A 22389-nucleotide genomic window follows, 5' to 3' on the forward strand; every position below is an offset into this window, starting at 1 on the left:
GGGCGTCATGAACGGCATAATCAATCTTTTACCAACAATGCCTTTGCGGATGCGTTAAAAGGTTGGAAAAAATAATATTCTTTAAGGATTCCATATGAGTATTTACGCTTATATCTGTTTTTTATTCGGTATCTCTATTTTGTTGGCTTTTATTACTCACAAAATCAGTGATAGGGTACAATCAACTATTGCTATCACAGCATCGGCTATGATTGGTTCGTTAATTTTGTTGCTGCTAGGTTTCCTAGGCTGGCTTAGATTAGATAATATAGCTACGCATATTATGGAAGAATTAGACTTTAAAAATTTCCTACTGAATGGCATGCTTGGCTTTCTGCTATTTGCCGGCTCATTAGGCATTAAGTTGCCATTAATGAAAGATCAACGCTGGGAAATCGCCACTTTTGCCTTATTTTCCACACTTTGTTCAACCTTAATGATTGGGGCATTGATTTATTATGCCACCGCCTGTTTGGGCTGGCATATCGATTTTATTTATTGCGTAGTTTTTGGGGCATTAATTTCGCCAACTGACCCCATCGCCGTATTAGCGATTATTAAAAACTTACGCGCGCCAAAACGTTTATCTATGCAAGTGGAGGGGGAATCTTTGTTCAATGACGGGGTAGGCTTGGTCATTTTTACCACGGTATTTGCGGTTGCTTTTGGCGGGCAAGAAGCCAGTACATCAGGGATTACCATGTTATTCTTACACGAAGCTGTCGGCGGTATTTTATTTGGTCTGATTACGGGGTTCGTTTCTCATTATTTAATTTCTGCCACCGATGATGGTAGCTTGGAAATCTTAATTACCTTGACTATCCCGACTACTGGCTTTATGGTGGCAAACTATATGCATGTTTCAGGGGCGTTAGCCATGGTGACATCAGGCATTATGATTGGCAACTGGACACGTCGCCATGGTTTTTCCGAACAAAGCCAGCGTTATTTAGATCACTTCTGGGAAATGATCGACCATTCGCTTAACTCATTATTATTCTTATTGATTGGTTTAGCCTTATTGTTAGTGGACTTTACTTGGGCGAGTTCAATTATGATGTTAATTGCCATTCCAGTTTGCTTATTGGCTCGCTATGTAAGTGTTTGGCTACCTTTCAAAGTGATGCAACGCTTTCGTCGATATAATCCTTATACGGTAAAAATTCTCACTTGGGGTGGTTTACGTGGTGGTTTGGCACTTGCCATGGCATTAAGTATTCCGAGCCACGTTGGTTTGATGACGGGTGATGACGTGGTAGTTGATGTTCGCGATTTAATCCTATTGATGACCTATGCAGTGGTTACATTTTCTATTTTAGTACAGGGCGTGACCATTGAAAAAATGATCAAAAGTGCAAAATTAGTTGATCCAAAACGCCAAGCCTATCTGAAATTAGGTGCAGGGGAAGATTATACACCTGATGTGTAGTCCATCACGTAAACCTGTCATTAAATAGCAATCCATGCTTGTGCCAAATGCTATTTGGCACATTCTATTTCTCTCTTTTGCATTGTTTTTCTGACAAAAAATAGTTTAAAGATTATTTTTTACTACTATACCGAAAAATTTTGTAAGGTTTCTGCTACTCGTTCGACTAATGCTAATGAAAGGATAGTGAATATGTTCTTTCACTCATTATCTCGTTATATTAATCAAAGGAGAATACTATGAAATCTTTAAACATTTTAAAAACCTTAAGTGCGGTATCATTACTTTCTATGTTTGCTGTGAACGCAAATGCGGCTGATATGAAAAAAGATCAGATGAGCAAAGATCAGATGCAATCAGAAATGATGAAAGCCGATGAGATGAAAAAAGGAGACATGCAATCAGAAATGATGAAAACTGATGAAATGAAAAAAGGAGACATGCAATCGGATATGATGAAATCCGAAGAGATGAAAAAAGAAAAAATGTAATGAAAATAAAAAAGCCCCATTAACATAATGGGGCGAAAGGATCAAATGAGAAAAAACATTAGCTAGGAGAATTAGAATAAAATTCTCACACCAGTTATGATACGGTGATTTTTGATGTCTGCTGCACCACTTTGTTTAATTTTAGCTTTACCGCCTTCAAGATAAACGGCAACATTTTTGTTGAAACGATGGTCAGCACCAATCATCCAAGCGTTCATTTTATAGTCTGCAATAGTAGTATCTGCTTTTTCAGCTTTACCGAAGTAGTAGGCGCTATAAAGTGCATTTTGTTCGGTCACATCAAATTTTAAACCAACTTGGTAACGGTTAATTTTATGAACTGGAGTACCGCTTAATGGTAAAACATCTTGGAAATTGATGTTTGAGCTTTCTTTTCCTTTAGTTGCTTTACCATACGCCCAGTCAAAACCTAAATGTACAATTTTATAGGTTACATCAAAACCGATACCACCACGTTGTAATTTAAATTCATCTTGTTTTAGGAAAATAGGATTAGTAGAGGTTCCAGTATTGACAGCTTGAGTAACTTCAGTGAAACCTGAACCAAAACGCACTGCAAGATCATCAGTCAATTTACCATCATAGTACAAACCTACACCATAACCTTGACCTTCATCCCAGTTAGCGTTACCGCTAGAGGTTTCATTTGCTTTATTTGAATTACCGAAGTAATAGTCTGCTGCTACGCGAACACCACCAAACGGTACGGACATAAAGGTAGCCGCTTTTTTGTGGGCATCAAAGAGTACGTTACCACCCCATTCGTAGGTATAGTTTGCTTTAGGAATATGGTCACCTAAATGTAATTGACGACCGAAAGTTAATGTACCAATGTCTTTATGAATAAAACCCGCATACATACGATGAGTACGCAAGTTACTACCAATTTGGTCAGCTCTATCACTATACTTTCCTTGAGAGAAACGCAATTCCACACCACCGTAAGCAGAAAGGCGATCGGTTAAATCTTGATAAGCACGAACACGCAAACGAGAACCGACATCATGTAAATCGGTACGTTTATTTTTTGCACTTTGTAACTCAAAATGTGCACGTCCATCAATATCAATTTTCGTACCATCTTTTTGATAAACCACAGTTGCATTAGCAGCACTTGAAGCAAGAGCGGCAACGGCTAGAGCGATAAGTGTTTTTTTCATAATAATGTTTCCTTATTTTGGTTAAGTAACAAATCGAACATTTCGACTAGAATTTAGCAAATTGCTTTGCTTTTTGAAGTTTTACTTCTTGATTTGAAATTTAATTGAACTATTTTTTCTTGTCAATATCATGGGTTTTTTATGAAAAAACGTGATTTATATATAAATCAATGAGTTATGCTAACTCATTGATTTATATATAAATCAATGAGTTATGCTAACTCATTGTCATCTTAAAAATGAGATCTGGATCACAAAATTGAAAAAAAGTTTTTATTTGTTTATTTCTAGTAATTTTATAACATATTGATTTATAATGAATAATTATAAATAACTATTTTTTATTAAAGTAAATATTCAAAAATAAATATATTTAGGAAACTTTATTTCAAAAATGTGAACTAGATCACATTTTTAGTGGGAACTTTTTGAGAAATGACAAGGGGTTAGTCAAGATCCCCCACACTGGCGTATGGGGTTAAGCATGATAACGCCACGCTGTGGCTTGTGTTCGGAGATGAATAAGATGCTGAGCATCGTCACTATGCTTAACCCTGCACGTAAGTGCAGGGTAATAAGACATTCGCCCCGCACTGACGTACGAGGCTAAGCATGATAACGCCACGCCGTGGCTTGTGTTCGGAGATGAATAAGATGCGGAGCATCGTCACTATGCTGAGCCCTGCACGTGAGTGCAGGGTGACAAGCCTTATTTTCCTTGCAACACTTGTTGTTCAATTTGTTGGGCTTTTTGCCAGCTTGGAAGTTGGTTCAAATCGGCAAGATAACGATCAATATGCGTGAATTTACCTTGATAAACCATTTTCATAAAGATTAGAGAAAATGCTAAGGCAAAATCGGCTCCCGTAAGTTTGTCGCCCATAATATAGCGTTTATTGGCTAATTGACGGTTTACATAGTCATAAACTTTTTCTATTTCACTGTCTGCATAAGCCAAGGTGTTTTGTGGTGGAGTGGGTTCTCTCGCAGCAATAAATTTAAGCACTAATGGGATCATTGCGGTACTTTCACTAAATTGTAGCCATTGTAAATAGTCGGCATATTCAGGGCTATCTGTCGCTGGAGCAAGTTGTGGGGCGTGATTTGCGATAATCCATTCCACCATAGCGACGGATTCAGTAATGACTTTTCCGTCAATTTCGAGTAATGGCGCTTTGCCTAACGGGTGAATATCTTTCAATGCTTCCGGTGCGTGCATATTTTCTTGACGTTTATGCGGGATGAGTTCATAAGGTAAACCAATATGTTCCAATAACCAAGTCACTCGCATAGCACGAGAACGATCGAGATAGTGTAGTTTGAGTTTCATGTTTGCTCCATGCAATAGTAGGTTTAATGTAAATTTTGACGTGCAGATCTGAAATTGACGATATAGACATACTCATCATCCATAAGAAAATCAACAATATATCATCCATTATAAAGGTAAATCTTTTTCATTTCCTGAAACTTGTAAGCATCTGCATAATAGGATAATCTGTTTACTCCATCTTTAATTGTTTGATAAAAATTACTTGCAACAACTAGATTTTTAGATTGTTCCAAAAGATATTGAGCTTGTTTTTCTAACTTTTCTTCAGCGACTTTTCTCCAAATAATTTTATAGTCAGTTTTCATCCAGTTTTAAAACCCTTTTTAAATTTTTCATTACTTCTTCATGTGTAACAGTTTCTTCTAACCCATTTCGCATTTTGTAGATTAAATCAAGTTCTTCTGCAGTATAGAATGTGTCTTTTCGGGCGGTTTGGTTTAGTTTGGTTTCATTGACTAATTCCATTGAATTCTCCTTATATAGAAAAAAACCCTAAGGTTCAGCATAATGTCTGGACAAGTGACAAAAGCGTACAACTAAGGGTCAGATTATTACTAAGTATAAATTTTTGTCTGTTAATGTCAAGTGGAATTACTCATAGACCCCCGCACTGGCGTACGGGGTTAAGCATAGTGACGCCACGCTGTGGCTTGGGTTCAGAGGTGGATAAGATGCGGAGCATCGTGACTGTGCTGAGCCCTGTACGTGAGTGCAGGGGGGATTAATTATAGTTGGACAAAAAAACAACGACATCATCCTTGATATCGTTGGTTGATTAAAATTAAGAGGACATCACACCGCACTTTTACACCAGTCGCATCTGGAAAACGCAAAAGTGAGGGTATTTTTTGAAGATTTTTATTCTTCAACGACAAGTTTTTTGCCATCAAAGCTAACTGTGCGAACTTCTGTTAAAGCAGCACCTCCATCAGTTTCACCACCGACAAATAAGAGTTTGTTTTCATACGGTAATGCTACACCGTAAGCGATGTTTTTCGGATAGTTACCAATGATTTTCCATGTACCATGTTGTGCATCCAATGCGTAGAAATCGCTATGATAGGTTTTTTTCAAACCACCAGTACGGTGTGCATCGTTGATACCTTTGGCATAGTTTGCACGTGCCCCCGGGAAATTTGCCCCACCAGTGACGATAAAATGACCATTGGTATAACCACCCATACCGCCTGCGATACCGTCTTGTGCGTCATAGCCTTTCGGGGCTGGTAAGTCGCCAAGTTTTTTCCAGTCTTTTACGCCGTCTTTAGTGATGGTACCTTGTGCGGTGCCGTCAGTACGAAGACCCGCTTTGATTTCACCGTTGACCACTAACAATTTGTCATTGTTAATGCCGACTGATGCTCCTGCACGACCTGAATATGGGAAGTAACCTTCGTTACGCCATGTGTTAGTCGCAGGTTCATAACTGACGATTTCTGATGAGAAGAAGAAATCTTGCGCACGTAAGTTAAAGTAGGCATCAAAGATAGGTTTGGTGGCGGCAGCAATTTTATCTTTGTCGGCTTCTTTATCAAGACCGCTACTTGCTTTTTTCACATCTTGGAATAAGCCGTTCCAGATTTCTTGGTTGATACCACCCACGAAGTAAACTTTGCCGTGATCAGTGACACCACTCGCACCCACTGCGGCACGAGGTGAACGTGTGTCTAATTTCGTCCATGTGTTAGTGGCTGGATCATAAGAATAGGCATCATTAATTACTTGGTTATCGGCTACATCGTTATTTTGGAAACCACCGAACACATAAAGTTTGCCATCGATACCAGCTGCGACTGGTTGGTTACGAGTACCGCCCGGGAAAGCCGCTAATTCTTGCCATTGTGCATCTTTCTCTTTTAAGTTAAGAGAATAGAATTTGTCACCACCTGAACCTAAGCCTACATAAACGGTATCGCCAATTAAGGCACCTGCACCGCTTTTAATCCCCACCGGTAAATCAGGATATTGTGCTGCTTGAGCAGTGAAAGCAGTTAAACCTAATACAGAGACAGCTAATAAAGATTGAGTGAATTTCATAATAGAACTCCTTAATGTATATGTTTAAATGTTTACCGTTAATTCGGCATTAATAAATTTGGAATAAAGGTTATAATTTCTGGGAAAATCGTGATCAATATCAAGGTGATAAAGATTGGTACCAAGAATGGTAACACCCCTTTGGTCACAGTTGATACAGACATATTACCCACACGTGCTACTACAAACAATGCCATGCCCATTGGTGGTGTTAAGATACCGATCATCATGTTCAATAAGGTCATCACCCCAAAAAAGATGAGGTCAATACCAAAATGTTGTGCAATTGGAATCAGCATTGGCAACACTAAGAATTGCAACGCTAACGCATCGATAAACATACCCAAGAATAATAACAGTAAGTTAATCATCACAAGCACTGTCAATGGAGAATCGGCTACCGCCATAAACATTTCGGCTAAACGCATTGCCACTTGTTCACGTGCGATCATGTCGCCGAAGAAAGTCACGGTCATTACCATTAATACAGTTACACCAGTGATTGCTACCGCTTCAACGCAGCTGTTGAACAATAATTTTAAGGTTAATTCTTTATAGACAAAACGGCTGACAATGATGGAGTATGCCACAGCCACTACGGCGGCTTCCGTTGGGGTAAACATGCCTGAGAAGATACCACCAATGATGATAATTGGGGTTAAAATTGCCCAGATACTGGATTTAAAGGAAGTACAAAGTTCTGCCATACTGGCTTTTGGTGTTCTTGGATAGCCACGTTTTTTGGATACGAAGTAGTTCATGGTCATTAACGCAATAGTGATTAATACGCCCGGTACAAAGCCTGCCACGAACAATTTGGCAATGGATTGGTTGGCAATGACGCCGTAAATAATCATGGAAATACTTGGTGGGACAAGTGGTCCAATAATGCAAGAGGCTGCCGTGATACCACCGCTAATATCATCATCATAGCCTGCATCACGCATGGCTTTAATTTCTAATTGACCCAAACCACCCGCATCGGCAATGGCGGAACCTGACATACCAGAGAAAAGTAAACTCGCCCCGATATTTACATGCCCCATACCACCTGTGTAATGACCTAATAAGGCTTTGGCGAAGCTAAAAATTCGTTCTGTGATACCACCTCCGTTCATTAAAATACCAGTCAAGATAAAGAATGGCACACTTAATAATGAGAAACTGTTTAGACTGTCCACCAATTTATTGGCGGCACTATTGGCAATATTCCAACGCGTCATGGAGAAATAAAGCAAGGTAGCAATAAATAACGACCAACCCACTGGTGTACCTAAGAACATAATCACTAGCCAAACTAAAAGCACTACATAAACGGCATTATCACCGAGTTTGACATATTGCGAAATACGAAGCACTTTAAATACATCAGGGACGAAGAATAAAAGAGCTAATAAAATCACCGCACCTATAGTAAAAACCGTGGCAGATAAATAGGATGTTTGATTGGCAAAATTTTCAGTTTGTGCTTGTAAGAAACGGATTAGCACCAGCAAGGAAATAAAGGCTTGTGCGGCATATAACCATTTATCACTGATTTCCAACGCCACCAATTCAAAGGATGCCCCAATCCAGACTTTAAAACCTAAATGAATAAAAATAATGATAGAGGCAAAAATCAGTAGTTGTACAAAAGTATTAGTGGCTTTTTTTACTTTTGGCGGCATGAGATTGGTGATAAAGTCGAGATAAATATGTTGTTGGCTACGCACCGCCATACTGATTCCGAACATGCTGACATAAATAAACAGCAATCTGGCTAATTCTTCTGACCAAATTAAGGGAGAATCAAAGATTTGACGTGCAATGACTTGAGCACAAAGAATTAGGAATACGATGAACAATAATGTCCCACCGACCCATTCTTCTATTTTGTTAAAAAATTTCATAACTACTCCGATACGCCGAGTAAAATACGGAAACTTAGATAAGAAACCTTACTCCCACCAGAGGAAAATGAGAGCAAGGCGAGATTATTTAATTATTTAATTTGTGAAAATTCATCAAAGGCATCTTGTCCCACTTTGCCGTTCTTTTTCAAATATTCGTCATAGTAAGGTTTTAATGCTGCTTTGAACGGTGCTAAATCAGGGTGAGTAACGGTTACTCCTTGTTGTTCAAAGAAAGCAATGTCGTTAGCTTCGCCATCGTGGAATAATTTGCTGTGGTATTCCGCGGCAGCTTCAGCGGCATCTTTCACCACTTTTTGTAAATCGGCTGGTAAATCATCCCAAGTTTCATTACTGATTAAGTAAAGTTGGTCATTTAAGATATGGTTAGTGATGGCTAAATATTTTTGCACTTCATAGAATTTTTGCGCCCGAATAGTTGGTAATGGGTTTTCTTGACCATCTACAGAGTTAGTTTGTAAGGCTAAATATACTTCAGAGAATGCCATTGGGGTTGGTGCTGCACCGACATATTTTGCAAAGGCTAGGTTAGTTGCTGCATTTGGTACACGTAATTTCAAGCCTTTCATATCAGCAATAGAATTAATTGGACGGTTTGATGAGGTTTGACGCGTACCATTATACGCCACAGATAATAACGTCATACCTTGTTCATCATGCACTTTACGTAATAATTCTTTACCAAAATTGGTGTCTAATAATGCTTTTTTGCTAAATTCAATGTTTGGCACTACATAAGGTAAGGCAAAGATTTCTGCTTCTGGATAGAAAATTTGGAAACGGGCAGATTCTGCAAAGGTGAAATCCAATGCACCATCTTTTAATTGTTTCATCATAGTACGATCATCACCTAATTGAGATGATGGGAAAAGTTTCACTTCAATTTTGCCCGCAGATTTATCTTTCACTTCTTTGGCGAAAAATTCAGCGGCTTTGTATTCGTTTTGGCTTGTACCCGCATTCATACCAAATTTTAAATCGTAATCTGCGGCAAAGGCAGAAGTTGCAAAAGCAGATGCCGCAATGCCGGCACAAAATGTCGCTAGTAATAGTTTGTTAAATTTCATAGTACGCTCCTGTTAATTGTCAGAGTTTAAAAGTGTGAGAGTGAATTAAACCTATGCGGTTTTAATATACTTAGCATTTTGGATCATAAAAGTCAAAAAATAAATATATTTTTGAAGTTAAATTTCAAAAATGAGACATAGATCACAAAATTGAAAAATTATTTTAAAATTTTTGAATTTTTACTCCACTATTGGGATTTTTTAGGCATATAATAAGTTCAATATATGATCTTTAATTTAAGTTTAAAATTATTTTGCTGTAAATTTATGCAAAGTATTGCAAAAGGTCTTGCTATTTTGTTTGTTAGGGCGTAACCTAGCAAAAAAATGAAGTATTAATTCTAAAAATAAAATTACATGGAGTATATATGTCAAAACTATCTCATTCCGACGTGCTTACTCAAATCACAAAAGGATTTATTTCTTCTTGCCAACCGGTTGATGGCGGTCCTATGGATAAACCTGAAATTGTTGCCGCGATGGCGCAAGCTTCCCAACATGGTGGGGCTGCTGGCTTGCGTATTGAGGGTGTAGAAAATTTAAAAGCCACTCGTCCTTTTGTGACCATTCCGATTATTGGTATTAAAAAACGTGATTTACCAGATAGCCCGGTTCGCATCACCCCATTCTTACAAGATATTGAAGATTTAGCTACTGCGGGAGCAGATATTATTGCGGTGGATGGCACCAATCGCCCTCGTCCAGTGGATATAGAAAGTGCGGTGAAAAAAATCCACGAATGTGGCTGTTTAGCCATGGCAGACTGTTCTAATTTAGAAGAGGGTTTATATTGTCAAAAACTCGGTTTTGATATTGTGGGTAGCACCATGTCAGGTTATACCGGTGGCGAAATTCCCCGTGAACCGGATTATCAATTAGTCAAAGATTTAAAAGCCGCCGGTTGTTTTGTCATGGCGGAAGGTCGTTACAATACCCCAGAATTAGCCAAAACGGCTATTGAAATCGGCGCAGATGCCGTCACGGTAGGTTCTGCATTAACCCGTTTAGAACATATTGTGAGCTGGTTTGCCAATGCGGTGAAATCTGCTAACTAATTGAAATAAAGAGAGTTTATATGCGTTGTTTAGCCCTAGATATTGGTGGTACTAAAATTGCGGCAGCGTTGGTGGAAAACAACCAAATCCAACAACGCCAGCAAATTACCACACCACAAGATGATGCTGCCAATGCTATGCATCAAGCCTTAGCCACATTAGTTCAGCAATATGTCGGTCAATTTGATTACGTAGCAGTGGCTTCTACCGGTATCATAAATAATGGAATTTTAACCGCACTTAACCCGAAAAATTTAGGTGGATTAGCGGAATTTCCACTCCAAGACAGTATTGCTCGTCATACGGATAAACCGATTTTCTTATTAAATGATGTACAAGCAGCGGCTTGTGCGGAATATCAACATATGGATCCGCAAGAAGTACCTAATTTTGCCTTTATTGTGGTTTCGACTGGTGTCGGCGGAGGCATTATTTTAAACGGTGAATTGCAAACTGGACCAAATGGTGTAGTGGGACATATTGGACATAGCTTGGCGGATCCAAATGGTGAAATGTGCGGTTGTGGCCGTCGTGGTTGTGTGGAAGCCGTCACGGCAGGACGAGCAATAGAACGTGATGCACAAAAATGGGATAAACCTTGTTCGCCGAAAGAAGTGTTCGCGTTATTTCGTGAAAATGATGAAAAAGCCACCGCGCTTGTTCACCGTTCTGCCAAAGCCATTGCAAATCTAGTGGCAGATTTAGTGATTTGCTTGGATATTCAACATGTTGTGATTGGCGGTAGTGTAGGGTTAGCAGACGGTTATTTGCCTTTAGTGCAACAATATATGCAAGCGATGCCACATTTCTATCATTGTAAATTAAGCACTGCAAAATATGCCGGCGATGCTGGGTTAATCGGTGCGGCATATTGGGGTGAAATCGTTTTAGCTAAGGCATAATAATTAGAGGAATGAATATGGTCAATAATTCTAATAAAGGTGGTAAGATTTTAGATACTATCGGAGCATTGCAAAGTAGTTTGACGAAAACCGAAAAACGCATTGCAGAACAGATTCTTACAACGCCGCAATTACTGGCACAATCTTCTTTATCTGAAATTGCAAAATCATTAAATGTGGGTGAAGCCACGTTTATCCGTTTTTGTCGTACTCTTGGGTTTAAAGGATTTAGTGATTTTAAATTAGATTTTGCTATTGAGCTTGCGACCCAAAGTCAACAGCCTTCCGCGTTGTTAGATACCAATATCACTGCCAAGGATAGCCCTAAATCCATTGCGACTAAATTACAAAATGTGATTGATAGAGTGGTGAGTGAAACCATTAATTTGTTAGATTTTAATGAGTTAAACAAAGTAGTAAAAGAATTGCGTAACGCTAAACGCATTTATTTATTCGGTGTCGGTTCATCAGGTATTGTGGCAGATGGTGCAAAAAATAAATTAATGCGTGTGGGGTTTCAGGTAGATTCTGAAACCAATAACCATTTTATGTATATGCAAGCGTCATTGATGAAAAAAGGTGATGTGGTAATTGGTATTAGTCATTCCGGTGCTTCACCAGAAACGACCAAAGCACTTGAGATTGCTAAACAGGCTGGCGCAGTAACGGTGGCAATTACCCATAATTTACGTTCCCCCATTACTAAAGTTTCCGATTATGTGCTAAATAACGGTAATCGCCAAGGTCAATTACAAGGCGATTCCGTCGGTACACAAATCACTCAATTATTCGTGCTTGATCTGATTTATGCCTTGTTAGTTCAAGCCGAACAAGAAAAAGCGAAACAATCTAAACAGAAAACTGTTGCCGTTATTGAGCAACAACAGAACAAATAGGAGAAAATTTAATGAAAAACTTAAAAGGTATTTTCAGTGCATTATTAGTGTCTTTTAATGAAGATGGTTCCATCAACGAAAAAGGGTTACGTCAAATCATTCGTCATAACATTGATAAAATGAAAGTCGATGGTTTATATGTAGGTGGTTCTACGGGTGAAAACTTTATGCTTTCTACCGAAGAGAAAAAACAAATCTTCCGTATTGCCAAAGATGAAGCCAAAGATCAAGTCGCATTAATTGCTCAAGTAGGTAGTGTAAACTTAAAAGAAGCGGTGGAATTAGGTAAATATGCCACAGAATTAGGTTATGACAGTTTATCAGCAGTCACACCATTTTATTACAAATTCAGTTTTCCAGAAATCAAACATTACTACGAAACGATTATTGCAGAAACCGGCAATAATATGATCGTGTATTCTATCCCGTTCTTAACTGGCGTGAATATTGGTGTGGAACAATTTGGTGAACTTTACAAAAATCCAAAAGTGTTAGGTGTGAAATTCACCGCAGGTGACTTCTATTTATTAGAACGTTTACGTAAAGCGTATCCAGAAAAATTAGTGTGGGCGGGTTTTGATGAAATGATGGTACCTGCGGCATCTTTAGGTGTACATGGTGCGATCGGTTCAACGTTCAACGTGAACGGTTTACGTGCAAGACAAATTTTTGAATTAACGCAAGCCGGCCAAGTAAAAGAAGCATTGGAAATTCAACACGTGACTAACGATTTAATTGAAGGTATTTTGGCCAATGGTTTATACCTAACAATCAAAGAAATCTTGAAATTACAAGGTGTAGATGCAGGTTATTGTCGTGAACCAATGACAGCGAAAGCCACTGAAGCACAATTAGTTCGCGCTAAAGAGTTATATGAGCAATTTCTTAAATAATTAAAAAAATCATCAAAAAAACACCGCAGTTTTGATTGATTTTATGTTGGTTAGGTTCTGTAGGGGCGTATTGCATACGCCCTTGTATCCAAATAGGTAAATGGGGCATAAAAGGATCGAATTAATAGGGCGTATGCAATACGCCCCTACAATGTGAAATAAACAAAGGTTAACAAAAAACCGCGGTGTAAAAAACAAAACTTTTCCAAGGAGATAATATGCGTTTAATTCCATTAAAAAATGCTGAACAAGTAGCTAAATGGTCTGCACGTCATATTGTAGATCGAATTAATCAGTTTCAACCAACAGAAGATCATCCTTTTGTCTTAGGGCTACCTACTGGTGGTACACCATTAGCCACTTATAAAGAACTGATTGCTTTATGCAAAGCTGGGGAAGTGAGTTTTAAACATGTTGTCACATTCAATATGGATGAATATGTTGACTTACCTATAGAACATCCCGAAAGCTATCATAGTTTTATGTATAATAATTTCTTTAATCATATTGATATTCAACAAAAAAATATCAATATTCTGAATGGAAATACCAAAGAGCACGATACTGAATGCCGTCGTTACGAGGAAAAAATTAAGTCCTATGGTAAAATTAATCTCTTTATGGGAGGGGTCGGTAATGACGGTCATATTGCGTTTAATGAACCCGCATCGTCACTCGCATCTCGCACCAGAATTAAAACGCTCACCCAAGATACACTGATTGCCAATTCCCGTTTCTTTGATAATGATGTGAATAAAGTACCAAAATATGCCTTAACTATTGGCGTAGGCACATTATTAGATGCGGAAGAAGTCATGATTCTTGCCACGGGGCATAATAAAGCGTTTGCGGTACAAGCAGGCGTGGAAGGCTGTGTAAACCATTTCTGGACGATTAGTGCATTGCAACAACATCGCCATTATATTTTGGTCTGTGATGAGCCAGCGACGCAAGAATTAAAAGTAAAAACAGTGAAATATTTTACTGAGTTAGAAGCCCGAGCTATTCATTCAGTCGTTAATGACTAAATGAATAACTAGATATTTTTACGCCCTAAACGCTTTTAAGGAATATAACATGAAATATGCTTTAACGAACGCCGTGATCTATACCGGCTATAATGTGTTGTATGGTCATGCCGTCATCGTGGATAATGATAAAATTGTGGATATTGTTCGCCAAGAACATTTACCTCATGATATTCAACATTTTGATTTAAAAGGTAATAACCTTACAGCTGGATTTATTGATTTACAATTAAACGGTTGTGGTGGCGTGATGTTTAATGATCAAACTAGCGTGGAAACCCTTGAGATTATGCAAGACACCAATGTACGTTCGGGGACGACTAGCTTTTTACCAACCTTTATCACATCTCCTGATGACGATATGAAAACTGCGGTGAAAATTATGCGAGAATATTTAGCCAAACACCAAAACCAAGCCTTAGGTTTGCATTTGGAAGGTCCCTATTTGAGTGTGGCTAAAAAAGGTACGCATCAGCCTGAATATATCCGTGAAGTTTCCCCGGAGATGAAAGATTTTCTCTGTGCGAATGCAGATGTGATTACTAAACTTACCTTAGCAGCGGATAACCCAAGCGTAAAATATGTGCCTGATTTTGTCAAAGCTGGTATGGTGGTATCTATCGGTCACTCTAATGCAACTTATGATGTGGCAAAAGATGCTTTCAAAAAAGGGATTACTTTTGCAACGCACTTACATAATGCGATGTCACCGATTAGCTCCGGACGAGATATGGGAGTAGTTGGTGCGGTATTGGATTCTGATGATATTTATGCAGGGATTATTGTGGATGGTTTGCATGTGGATTTTGGCAACGTAAAAATCGCTAAACGTACCAAAGGGAATAAACTTTGTATCGTTACAGATGCCATTGCACCAGCGGGTTCAGATATTAAAGAATTTACTTTCGTAGGTAAAACTATTTATGTGCGAGACGGCAAATGTGTTGACGGCAACGGCATTTTAAGTGGTTCGTCTATCACCATGATTGAAAGTGTCGAAAATGCCGTGAAAGAAGTGGGTATTCCATTAGATGAAAGTTTGAGAATGTGTAACCTTTATCCTGCTCGAGCGATCGGTGTAGATGATAAACTTGGTTCCATTGAAGTCGGCAAAATTGCTAATTTAACGGTGTTTACCCATGATTTTAAAGTAGAAAATACAGCCGTAAATGGGGTTTGGCAGTTGGATTAAATGTAGATATAACCCCGTACTGGCGTACGGGGTTATGGTTACGCCACGCTGTGGCTTATTTTTTACAGAACCGCTAATGCTTGTTCATAATCTGGTTCACTTTTAATTTCACTCACCAATTCAGAATGCAATACCTTGTTATTTTCATCTAACACAATGACTGAACGAGAAGTTAAACCTGCTAAACCGCTACTGGCAATATCTACGCCTAATTTAGTGTGTAAAGATTTATCACGGAAAGTGGATAGCGTTTGCACGTTCTCAATGCCTTCCGCGCCACAAAAACGAGCGTGCGCAAAAGGTAAGTCGGCAGAAATACAAAGCACGACAGTATTGGCTAAATTTACCGCTTTTTGATTAAAAGTACGTACTGAGGTAGCACAAACCCCCGTATCAATACTTGGAAAAATATTTAAGATTTTACGTTTGCCAGCAAAGTCGTTTAAAGCAACGTCTTCTAGTTTGGTGTTAGTAAAAACTAAATTTTCAACGGTTTCACCCACTTGTGGGAAATGTCCTTTTACTTCAATGGGGGTTCCTGCTAATGTTACTTGTGTCATTTTATGCTCCTATAAATAAATAATACTTAACCCTAAGCCCAAATTCATTCATAATAATGGGATATTTTAATCAAGAGTTCAAGGATTTTATATGAATTTACCTAATTTAAGCGATCAAATTAAAATTGTATTTTTTGATATTGACGAAACACTCATAGTTAAAGATAAGGATTTGTTACCTGAAAGCATATTGTCTAGCATTCAAAAATTACAACAAAAAGGGATTATTGCGGCTATTGCCACAGGGCGTTCACCTTGTAGCTTTCCACCTAAAATCAAAGCATTAGCTAAACAAACTGGAATGAATACCTTTGTCACCATGAATGGACAATATGTGATACATCAGGGCAACGTAGTGGATAAGCTACCGATTCCACCGCAAAAGATTACAGAAGTCGTCGCATTTTTTGAATCTGTTGGGTTTGATTATGCCTTTGTGTCAAACGAACATTTAGCCGTATCAGCAATTACTGATCAAGTGCGTAGTGCGTTAGATCCATTGCAAACGGATTACCATATTGATAAAGACTATTACCAGACACATGATGTATTTCAAATTTTGCCCTTTTATGATGAAAGCAAAGATCAATTAGTGGCAGATTCTGGGGTGTTAAAGGGACTAAAAACGGTTCGTTGGCATGAACAATCGGTCGATCTATTTGATGCTCAAGGTTCTAAGGCACGTGGTATTTTGCATTTACTTAAGCATTTAAATTTATCTATCGAAAATGCAATGGCATTTGGTGACGGCTTAAATGATTTGGAAATGTTAACTACCGTTGGTGTGGGGGTGGCAATGGGTAATGCTTGTGATGAATTGAAAGCCGTTGCAGATTTTGAAACCGATCATATTGAACAAGACGGGATCGCTCGTTTTCTGCACAAAACAGGGTTAATTGATTAATGGTTTAGCTCCCTTTACTAGGGAGCCAAGTTAATTGCTAGATTTGATATTTTCCCTTATCTCCAATATCAAAATGCAATGGCATACGCCATTTTTGAATCGCTAATACGGCAAAAAGTGCGGTGCAAATCACAGAAAGAACTTGTAATCCGATTATTATTTCAGCCACTTTAGTCAACCATAATAAGGCTACAAAAATTGGCATCAGATTTAACGCAAAAATGCGGAAGCAAAAATATTCTTTAAAACAAAGCCCACCTAGTGTCACTAACGCAGCTCCCAAGGCGAGTTCTGTTTGCCCGATAATCTGGAAAAATAGCGCTAACCAAGTAGCAAATTGCAACAACAAGCGGAATTTTTTGAGATAAATATGCAATGATGAAGCACAAAGCAACGCTGCCGCTAAAATACCAATTTGAGCAAATTCGTAGTAGGGGAGAAGTGCGGTGAAAATTGCCGCCAGAATAAATCCTGTGCGATATAAACATACTGTGAGATAGTCTAAAAAGTCCATTGGTGACTGGATATGTGGATCAGCCATTTTATACTCCTTTATCTTAATATAATAAATTTTTGTGATTTGTATTCCAAATATTTCAGTTGCTATTTGTGATTATTTGGCTTTTTAATAAGAATATCACAAATTAACATCAAGAATAAAATAAAATGAACTGGTTCGCTTTAAGTTGTGTGAAATGTCAGCAGAAATTAGCAATAGGGTACCATGGTTTATGTAGCCGTTGTAATGCGGAGATTTACCGTTTTGCTTATTGTGGTTGCTGTGGGGCAGAATTAACTCGTGATGAATTGCGTTGTGGCAAATGCTTACAGCAAGAACCAGCATGGCAACAAATGGTGATTATTGGACGTTATTCCGAACCTTTATCTACCTTGATTCATCGTTTTAAATTCCAAGGGCAATTTTGGTTAGATCGGAGTTTAGCACGCTTGCTTTATTTAGCGGTGCGAAATGCAAGACGTACCCATGCTTTGTCTTTGCCTGATGTGATTTTACCCGTTCCATTACATCATTTTCGTCACTGGCAACGAGGTTATAATCAAGCAGCATTACTGGCAAAATGGCTGGCTCGTTGGTTAAATATTCCGGTGCGAGAAGATCTTTTGTTACGCACTAAAAATACCCATAGCCAGCGAGGTTTAACCGCTAAAGCTCGGCGTAACAATTTAAAAAATGCATTTATGGTGCAAAATAAACTAACAAAATGCAACTATAGATCGGTCTGCATCCTTGATGATGTGATTACCACAGGTTCAACGATGAATGAAATCGCTAAACAGTTACGCAAAATGGGGGTCCAACATATTCAAGTTTGGGGACTTGCTCGTACATAAAAATTTGCATAAAGAACAATCTCAGCGTATCATTTCTGACAAAATCAGTAAGATTAAGGAAACAACATGATGCAACAGATTACTATTTCAGCCGCCGCACAGGCGCATTTTCGTAAGTTATTAGATCAGCAAGAAGAGGGGACTAATATTCGTATTTTTGTGGTCAATCCCGGTACACCAAGTGCAGAATGTGGCGTGTCTTATTGTCCAACCAATGCGGTAGAAGATACGGATACAGAATTACAATATGATACGTTTTCTGCCTTTGTGGATGAAGTCAGTTTGCCGTTTTTGGAAGATGCAGAAATTGATTATGTTACGGAAGAATTAGGGGCACAATTAACCTTAAAAGCACCTAATGCTAAAATGCGTAAGGTATCAGATGATGCACCGTTAATTGAGCGTGTGGACTATGTCATTCAAACCCAAATTAATCCCCAATTAGCAAGTCATGGTGGACGTATTACGTTAATCGAATTAACCGATGACGGCTACGCTATTTTACAATTTGGTGGTGGTTGTAACGGTTGTTCAATGGTGGATGTGACCTTAAAAGACGGTGTAGAAAAACAATTAGTCGAAATGTTTCCGAATGAATTAAAAGGGGCAAAAGATGTGACTGAACACCAACGCGGTGAGCATTCTTATTATTAATGTTGTTCGCTATTAGAAAGCAAAGTGCGGTTAAAAATTTTGTTTTTTATCGCACTTTTGTTAATGTGGTTATTTGGAATTAAAATAAGCTCTGGCAATATCTTCGTCTAGCTTAATTTGTTGTTTTAAAGCATCAAGGGTGGCGAATTTTATTTCGTTGCGTAGTTTATAGCAAAATTCAATTTGGATATTTTTTCCATATAGATTCTGATTAAAATCAAATAGATGAACTTCTAATAATTGTATCGTACCTTGCACAGTTGGACGTTGCCCGATATTCGCAATACCTTGCACAATTTGATTACCATTTAATTTTACTTGCACCGCATATACCCCTTTAATGGGATTGACTTGGCGATGTAAGTGAATATTTGCCGTAGGAAAACCTAGGGTACGTCCGAGTTTTTGACCATGGATCACTTTTCCCCAGATACAATAAGGTCTGCCGAGCAATTTTTCTGCATCCGCTAGTCGATCTTCTGCTAAAGCTTGTCTAATGGCAGAACTGCTAATTCGTAATGTATTAAAGCAAAAAGTGCGGTTATTTTCTACTTCAAATCCATATTTTGGGCTTGCTTGCTGGAGTAAAGCAAAATTGCCTTGTCTGGCTTGTCCGAAGTGGAAATCATCACCGATACTGAGAAATTTAACATTTAATTTATTGACTAATAACTCACTAATGAAATTTTGTGCGGTTTGTTGTGCAAAAGTACGGTCAAATTTGGTGCAGATCACATAATCTATGCCAGCTTGTTGAAAATAATGTAACTTATCTCGCAATCGCATTAATCTTGCGGGTGCGTTTTCCCCTTGAAAATATTCCCGAGGTTGTGGCTCGAAAATCATCACGACTGTGGGTAAATTTAATACTCGAGCCTTTTCTTTTAGATGCGTTAAGATTTTTTGATGCCCTAAATGAATGCCGTCAAAATTGCCGATGGTTAACGCACATGATGGAAAATTGGCTGGAAAATGCGTTAGGTTGCGGATCAATTGCATAGTTACGTTGATTTATTAGTTAAAAATGAATTGGCGTATTATACGCATAAATAAGAAAAAAGCCTAGCACTGACGTACTAGGCTAAGCATGTAGTTGCTACTCCGTAGCTTATTAATCAGATGCGGAGCATCGTTACTGTAATAGCCCTGTACGCAAGTGCAGGGCATCTCATCATTACATTGAAGCAGTAAAGGTACGTGTAATCACATCTTGTTGTTGTTCACGGGTCAATGAATTGAAACGTACCGCATATCCAGAAACACGAATGGTTAATTGTGGATATTTTTCAGGGTGGTCAATGGCATCTAATAATGTTTCACGATTTAATACGTTCACATTTAAGTGTTGACCACCTTCTACAGTGGCTTCGTGGTGGAAATAACCATCCATTAAACCAGCAAGGTTACGTTTTCGAGCATCATCGTCTTTACCTAACGCATTTGGCACGATAGAGAATGTATAGGAAATACCGTCTTTCGCATAAGCAAATGGAAGTTTGGCAACCGAAGTTAATGAGGCTACCGCACCTTTTTGGTCACGACCGTGCATTGGGTTTGCACCCGGTCCAAATGGTGCACCTGAACGACGACCGTCTGGGGTGTTACCGGTTTTCTTACCATAAACTACGTTAGAGGTAATGGTTAACACAGATTGTGTTGGTACCGCATTGCGGTATGTTTTATGGGTTTGGATTTTTTTCATAAAACGTTCAACTAAATCTACGGCTAAATCATCTACACGGCTGTCGTTGTTACCAAATTGTGGGTATTCACCTTCAATTTCAAAGTCGATAGCCACATTGCTTGCTACCACGTTACCGTCTTTATCTTTAATATCACCACGAATTGGTTTTACTTTGGCATATTTAATCGCAGATAATGAGTCCGCTGCCACAGAAAGTCCCGCAATACCACAAGCCATGGTACGATAGACATCACGATCATGTAATGCCATTAATGAGGCTTCATAAGCATATTTGTCGTGCATAAAGTGAATGATATTTAACGCAGTCACATATTGAGTGGCTAACCAATCCATAAAGTGATCCATACGATCCATTACTTCATTGAATTCTAAGTATTCAGAGGTAATTGGTGCAGTTTTAGGACCCACTTGCATACCTGATTTTTCATCAATACCGCCGTTGATCGCATAAAGCATGGTTTTCGCCAAGTTTGCACGAGCGCCGAAGAATTGCATTTGTTTACCCACCACCATTGGGCTTACACAGCAAGCAATAGCGTAGTCATCATTATTGAAGTCAGGACGCATCAAATCGTCGTTTTCGTACTGTACAGATGAAGTATCAATAGATACTTTGGCACAATAACGTTTGAAGCCTTCAGGTAATTGTTCAGACCAAAGAATGGTTAAGTTTGGTTCTGGTGATGGACCCATGGTGTAAAGGGTATGTAACATACGGAAACTGTTTTTAGTCACTAAAGTACGACCGTCTAAACCCATACCCGCTAAGGTTTCTGTCGCCCACATTGGGTCGCCTGAGAATAATTGATCATATTCAGGAGTACGTAAGAAACGCACCATACGCAATTTCATCACTAAGTGGTCAATGAGTTCTTGTGCTTCTTGTTCCGTAATTTTACCGGCTTGTAAATCACGTTCAATATAAATATCTAAGAATGAAGACACACGACCGAATGACATTGCTGCACCGTTTTGGGATTTCACTGCAGCCAAATAGCCGAAATAAGTCCATTGCACCGCTTCTTGAGCATTAGTCGCTGGGTTTGAAATATCAAAACCATAGCTTGCTGCCATTTCTTTGATTTTACCTAAAGCACGGTGTTGTTCTGCAATTTCTTCACGTAATTGAATGGTGGCTTGAATGTCTTCGCCGGCTTCTAAACGTGGTTGCAATGAAGTAAATTGTTTAAATTTATCTTTCATTAAGAAATCAATACCATATAAGGCAACACGACGATAGTCACCGATAATACGACCACGTCCATAAGCATCTGGAAGACCAGTGATAACACCTGATTTACGGCAACGTAAAATATCCGGTGTATAAACATCAAATACCCCTTGGTTATGGGTTTTACGATATTCAGTAAAAATATGTTCTACTTCTGGTTTTAATTCACGACGGTAAACTTGGCATGAACCTTTTACCATTTTAATCCCACCGTAAGGGATAATCGCCCGTTTTAATGGAGCATCGGTTTGTAAACCGACGATTTTCTCTAATTTTTGGTCAATGTAACCGGGTTTGTGAGAAGTGATGGTTGACGGGGTGTCACAATCAATGTCATACGGTTCGTGAGTGGCATTTTCCACTTTGATTTTTTCCATCACATCTGCCCATAGGGTAGCTGTTGCTGGGGTAACTTCAGCTAAGAAAGATTCGTCACCTTCATATGGCGTATAGTTTTTTTGGATAAAATCACGTACATTTACTTCAGTTTGCCAGTCACCTGCGGCAAAACCTTGCCACGCTTTTTGTTGATTTTCTGTTAATTGAGTCATTTGGATAATTTCCCTCT

22 protein-coding genes are annotated in these 22389 nt (G+C 38.7%); 11 read left to right on the forward strand and 11 right to left on the reverse strand.

Going from position 1 to position 22389, the window contains the following annotated elements; all coding sequences use genetic code 11:
- The first annotated feature begins 94 nt into the window (after nucleotides 1–94).
- Together E0709_RS03125 and E0709_RS03130 are read left to right on the forward strand one after the other, a co-directional pair.
- On the forward strand, nucleotides 95–1429 hold the full coding sequence (locus E0709_RS03125) for a cation:proton antiporter (protein ID WP_132301649.1): 1335 nt from the start codon (nucleotides 95–97) through the stop codon (nucleotides 1427–1429).
- Between the two features lie 239 nt (nucleotides 1430–1668).
- On the forward strand, nucleotides 1669–1920 hold the full coding sequence (locus E0709_RS03130) for a hypothetical protein (RefSeq protein WP_132301647.1): 252 nt from the start codon (nucleotides 1669–1671) through the stop codon (nucleotides 1918–1920).
- A gap of 71 nt (nucleotides 1921–1991) precedes the next feature.
- Here the strand turns inward: E0709_RS03130 and E0709_RS03135 are convergent, their stop codons facing one another.
- The 7 genes from E0709_RS03135 to E0709_RS03160 all read right to left on the reverse strand — a co-directional run bounded on the left by E0709_RS03135 (nucleotide 1992) and on the right by E0709_RS03160 (nucleotide 9448).
- Nucleotides 1992–3101 carry a porin gene (locus E0709_RS03135; RefSeq protein WP_132301645.1) on the reverse strand — a complete coding sequence of 370 codons (1110 nt, stop codon included), beginning with the start codon at nucleotides 3099–3101 and terminating at the stop codon, nucleotides 1992–1994.
- Nucleotides 3102–3810: 709 nt separating this feature from the next.
- Nucleotides 3811–4431: a glutathione S-transferase family protein gene (locus tag E0709_RS03140; protein ID WP_132301643.1), complete on the reverse strand. Its 621-nt coding sequence runs from the start codon at nucleotides 4429–4431 to the stop codon at nucleotides 3811–3813.
- Between the two features lie 101 nt (nucleotides 4432–4532).
- Entirely contained in the window at nucleotides 4533–4739 is a 207-nt protein-coding gene (locus E0709_RS03145; protein ID WP_243640861.1) for a type II toxin-antitoxin system RelE/ParE family toxin, read from the reverse strand.
- Complete coding sequence (locus E0709_RS12265; RefSeq protein ID WP_165867212.1) at nucleotides 4729–4899, reverse strand: hypothetical protein; 171 nt, start codon at nucleotides 4897–4899, stop codon at nucleotides 4729–4731. The genes E0709_RS03145 and E0709_RS12265 overlap by 11 nt, the downstream gene beginning before the upstream one ends.
- 393 nt (nucleotides 4900–5292) lie before the next feature.
- Nucleotides 5293–6471: an N-acetylneuraminate epimerase gene (locus tag E0709_RS03150; RefSeq protein WP_132301641.1), complete on the reverse strand. Its 1179-nt coding sequence runs from the start codon at nucleotides 6469–6471 to the stop codon at nucleotides 5293–5295.
- Between the two features lie 38 nt (nucleotides 6472–6509).
- Complete coding sequence (locus E0709_RS03155) at nucleotides 6510–8360, reverse strand: TRAP transporter large permease subunit (protein ID WP_132301639.1); 1851 nt, start codon at nucleotides 8358–8360, stop codon at nucleotides 6510–6512.
- Between the two features lie 92 nt (nucleotides 8361–8452).
- Entirely contained in the window at nucleotides 8453–9448 is a 996-nt protein-coding gene (locus tag E0709_RS03160; RefSeq protein WP_132301637.1) for a sialic acid TRAP transporter substrate-binding protein SiaP, read from the reverse strand.
- Between the two features lie 368 nt (nucleotides 9449–9816).
- Between E0709_RS03160 and E0709_RS03165 the strand changes: the two genes are divergently transcribed.
- From E0709_RS03165 to nagA, 6 genes are all read left to right on the forward strand, one after another.
- Nucleotides 9817–10503 (forward strand): N-acetylmannosamine-6-phosphate 2-epimerase, encoded by a 687-nt coding sequence (locus E0709_RS03165; RefSeq protein WP_132301635.1) that lies wholly within the window; start codon nucleotides 9817–9819, stop codon nucleotides 10501–10503.
- Nucleotides 10504–10523: 20 nt separating this feature from the next.
- Nucleotides 10524–11405: an N-acetylmannosamine kinase gene (locus E0709_RS03170; RefSeq protein WP_132301633.1), complete on the forward strand. Its 882-nt coding sequence runs from the start codon at nucleotides 10524–10526 to the stop codon at nucleotides 11403–11405.
- Between the two features lie 17 nt (nucleotides 11406–11422).
- Entirely contained in the window at nucleotides 11423–12301 is an 879-nt protein-coding gene (locus tag E0709_RS03175) for a MurR/RpiR family transcriptional regulator (protein WP_132301631.1), read from the forward strand.
- Nucleotides 12302–12312: 11 nt separating this feature from the next.
- A complete protein-coding gene (nanA, locus tag E0709_RS03180) occupies nucleotides 12313–13194 on the forward strand; it encodes an N-acetylneuraminate lyase (protein ID WP_132301629.1) in 882 nt (293 codons plus the stop codon).
- Between the two features lie 218 nt (nucleotides 13195–13412).
- Nucleotides 13413–14222: a glucosamine-6-phosphate deaminase gene (gene nagB, locus E0709_RS03185; RefSeq protein ID WP_132301627.1), complete on the forward strand. Its 810-nt coding sequence runs from the start codon at nucleotides 13413–13415 to the stop codon at nucleotides 14220–14222.
- 49 nt (nucleotides 14223–14271) lie between these two features.
- A complete protein-coding gene (gene nagA, locus E0709_RS03190) occupies nucleotides 14272–15414 on the forward strand; it encodes an N-acetylglucosamine-6-phosphate deacetylase (RefSeq protein ID WP_132301625.1) in 1143 nt (380 codons plus the stop codon).
- A 62-nt stretch (nucleotides 15415–15476) separates the two neighbouring features.
- On the opposite strand, the gene tpx is transcribed toward nagA, so the two are convergent.
- Nucleotides 15477–15974 (reverse strand): thiol peroxidase, encoded by a 498-nt coding sequence (gene tpx / locus E0709_RS03195; RefSeq protein ID WP_132301623.1) that lies wholly within the window; start codon nucleotides 15972–15974, stop codon nucleotides 15477–15479.
- Between the two features lie 91 nt (nucleotides 15975–16065).
- On the opposite strand from tpx, the gene E0709_RS03200 reads away from it, so the two are divergent.
- Nucleotides 16066–16878: a Cof-type HAD-IIB family hydrolase gene (locus tag E0709_RS03200; RefSeq protein ID WP_132301621.1), complete on the forward strand. Its 813-nt coding sequence runs from the start codon at nucleotides 16066–16068 to the stop codon at nucleotides 16876–16878.
- A 37-nt stretch (nucleotides 16879–16915) separates the two neighbouring features.
- Here the strand turns inward: E0709_RS03200 and E0709_RS03205 are convergent, their stop codons facing one another.
- Nucleotides 16916–17419 carry a DUF2301 domain-containing membrane protein gene (locus E0709_RS03205; RefSeq protein WP_132301620.1) on the reverse strand — a complete coding sequence of 168 codons (504 nt, stop codon included), beginning with the start codon at nucleotides 17417–17419 and terminating at the stop codon, nucleotides 16916–16918.
- A 125-nt stretch (nucleotides 17420–17544) separates the two neighbouring features.
- Between E0709_RS03205 and E0709_RS03210 the strand changes: the two genes are divergently transcribed.
- A complete protein-coding gene (locus E0709_RS03210; RefSeq protein WP_132301618.1) occupies nucleotides 17545–18231 on the forward strand; it encodes an amidophosphoribosyltransferase in 687 nt (228 codons plus the stop codon).
- Nucleotides 18232–18300: 69 nt separating this feature from the next.
- Nucleotides 18301–18885, forward strand: a complete 585-nt coding sequence (gene nfuA, locus E0709_RS03215) for a Fe-S biogenesis protein NfuA (protein ID WP_132301849.1) — start codon at nucleotides 18301–18303, stop codon at nucleotides 18883–18885.
- A 69-nt stretch (nucleotides 18886–18954) separates the two neighbouring features.
- Here nfuA and ribF read toward each other — a convergent pair whose 3' ends face one another.
- Nucleotides 18955–19884 (reverse strand): bifunctional riboflavin kinase/FAD synthetase, encoded by a 930-nt coding sequence (gene ribF / locus E0709_RS03220; protein WP_132301616.1) that lies wholly within the window; start codon nucleotides 19882–19884, stop codon nucleotides 18955–18957.
- A 175-nt stretch (nucleotides 19885–20059) separates the two neighbouring features.
- On the reverse strand, nucleotides 20060–22372 hold the full coding sequence (gene pflB, locus E0709_RS03225) for a formate C-acetyltransferase (RefSeq protein WP_132301614.1): 2313 nt from the start codon (nucleotides 22370–22372) through the stop codon (nucleotides 20060–20062).
- Nucleotides 22373–22389: the final 17 nt, after the last annotated feature.

It is taken from the genome of Lonepinella koalarum (genome assembly GCF_004565475.1).
In the GTDB taxonomy this organism is placed as follows: domain Bacteria; phylum Pseudomonadota; class Gammaproteobacteria; order Enterobacterales; family Pasteurellaceae; genus Lonepinella; species Lonepinella koalarum.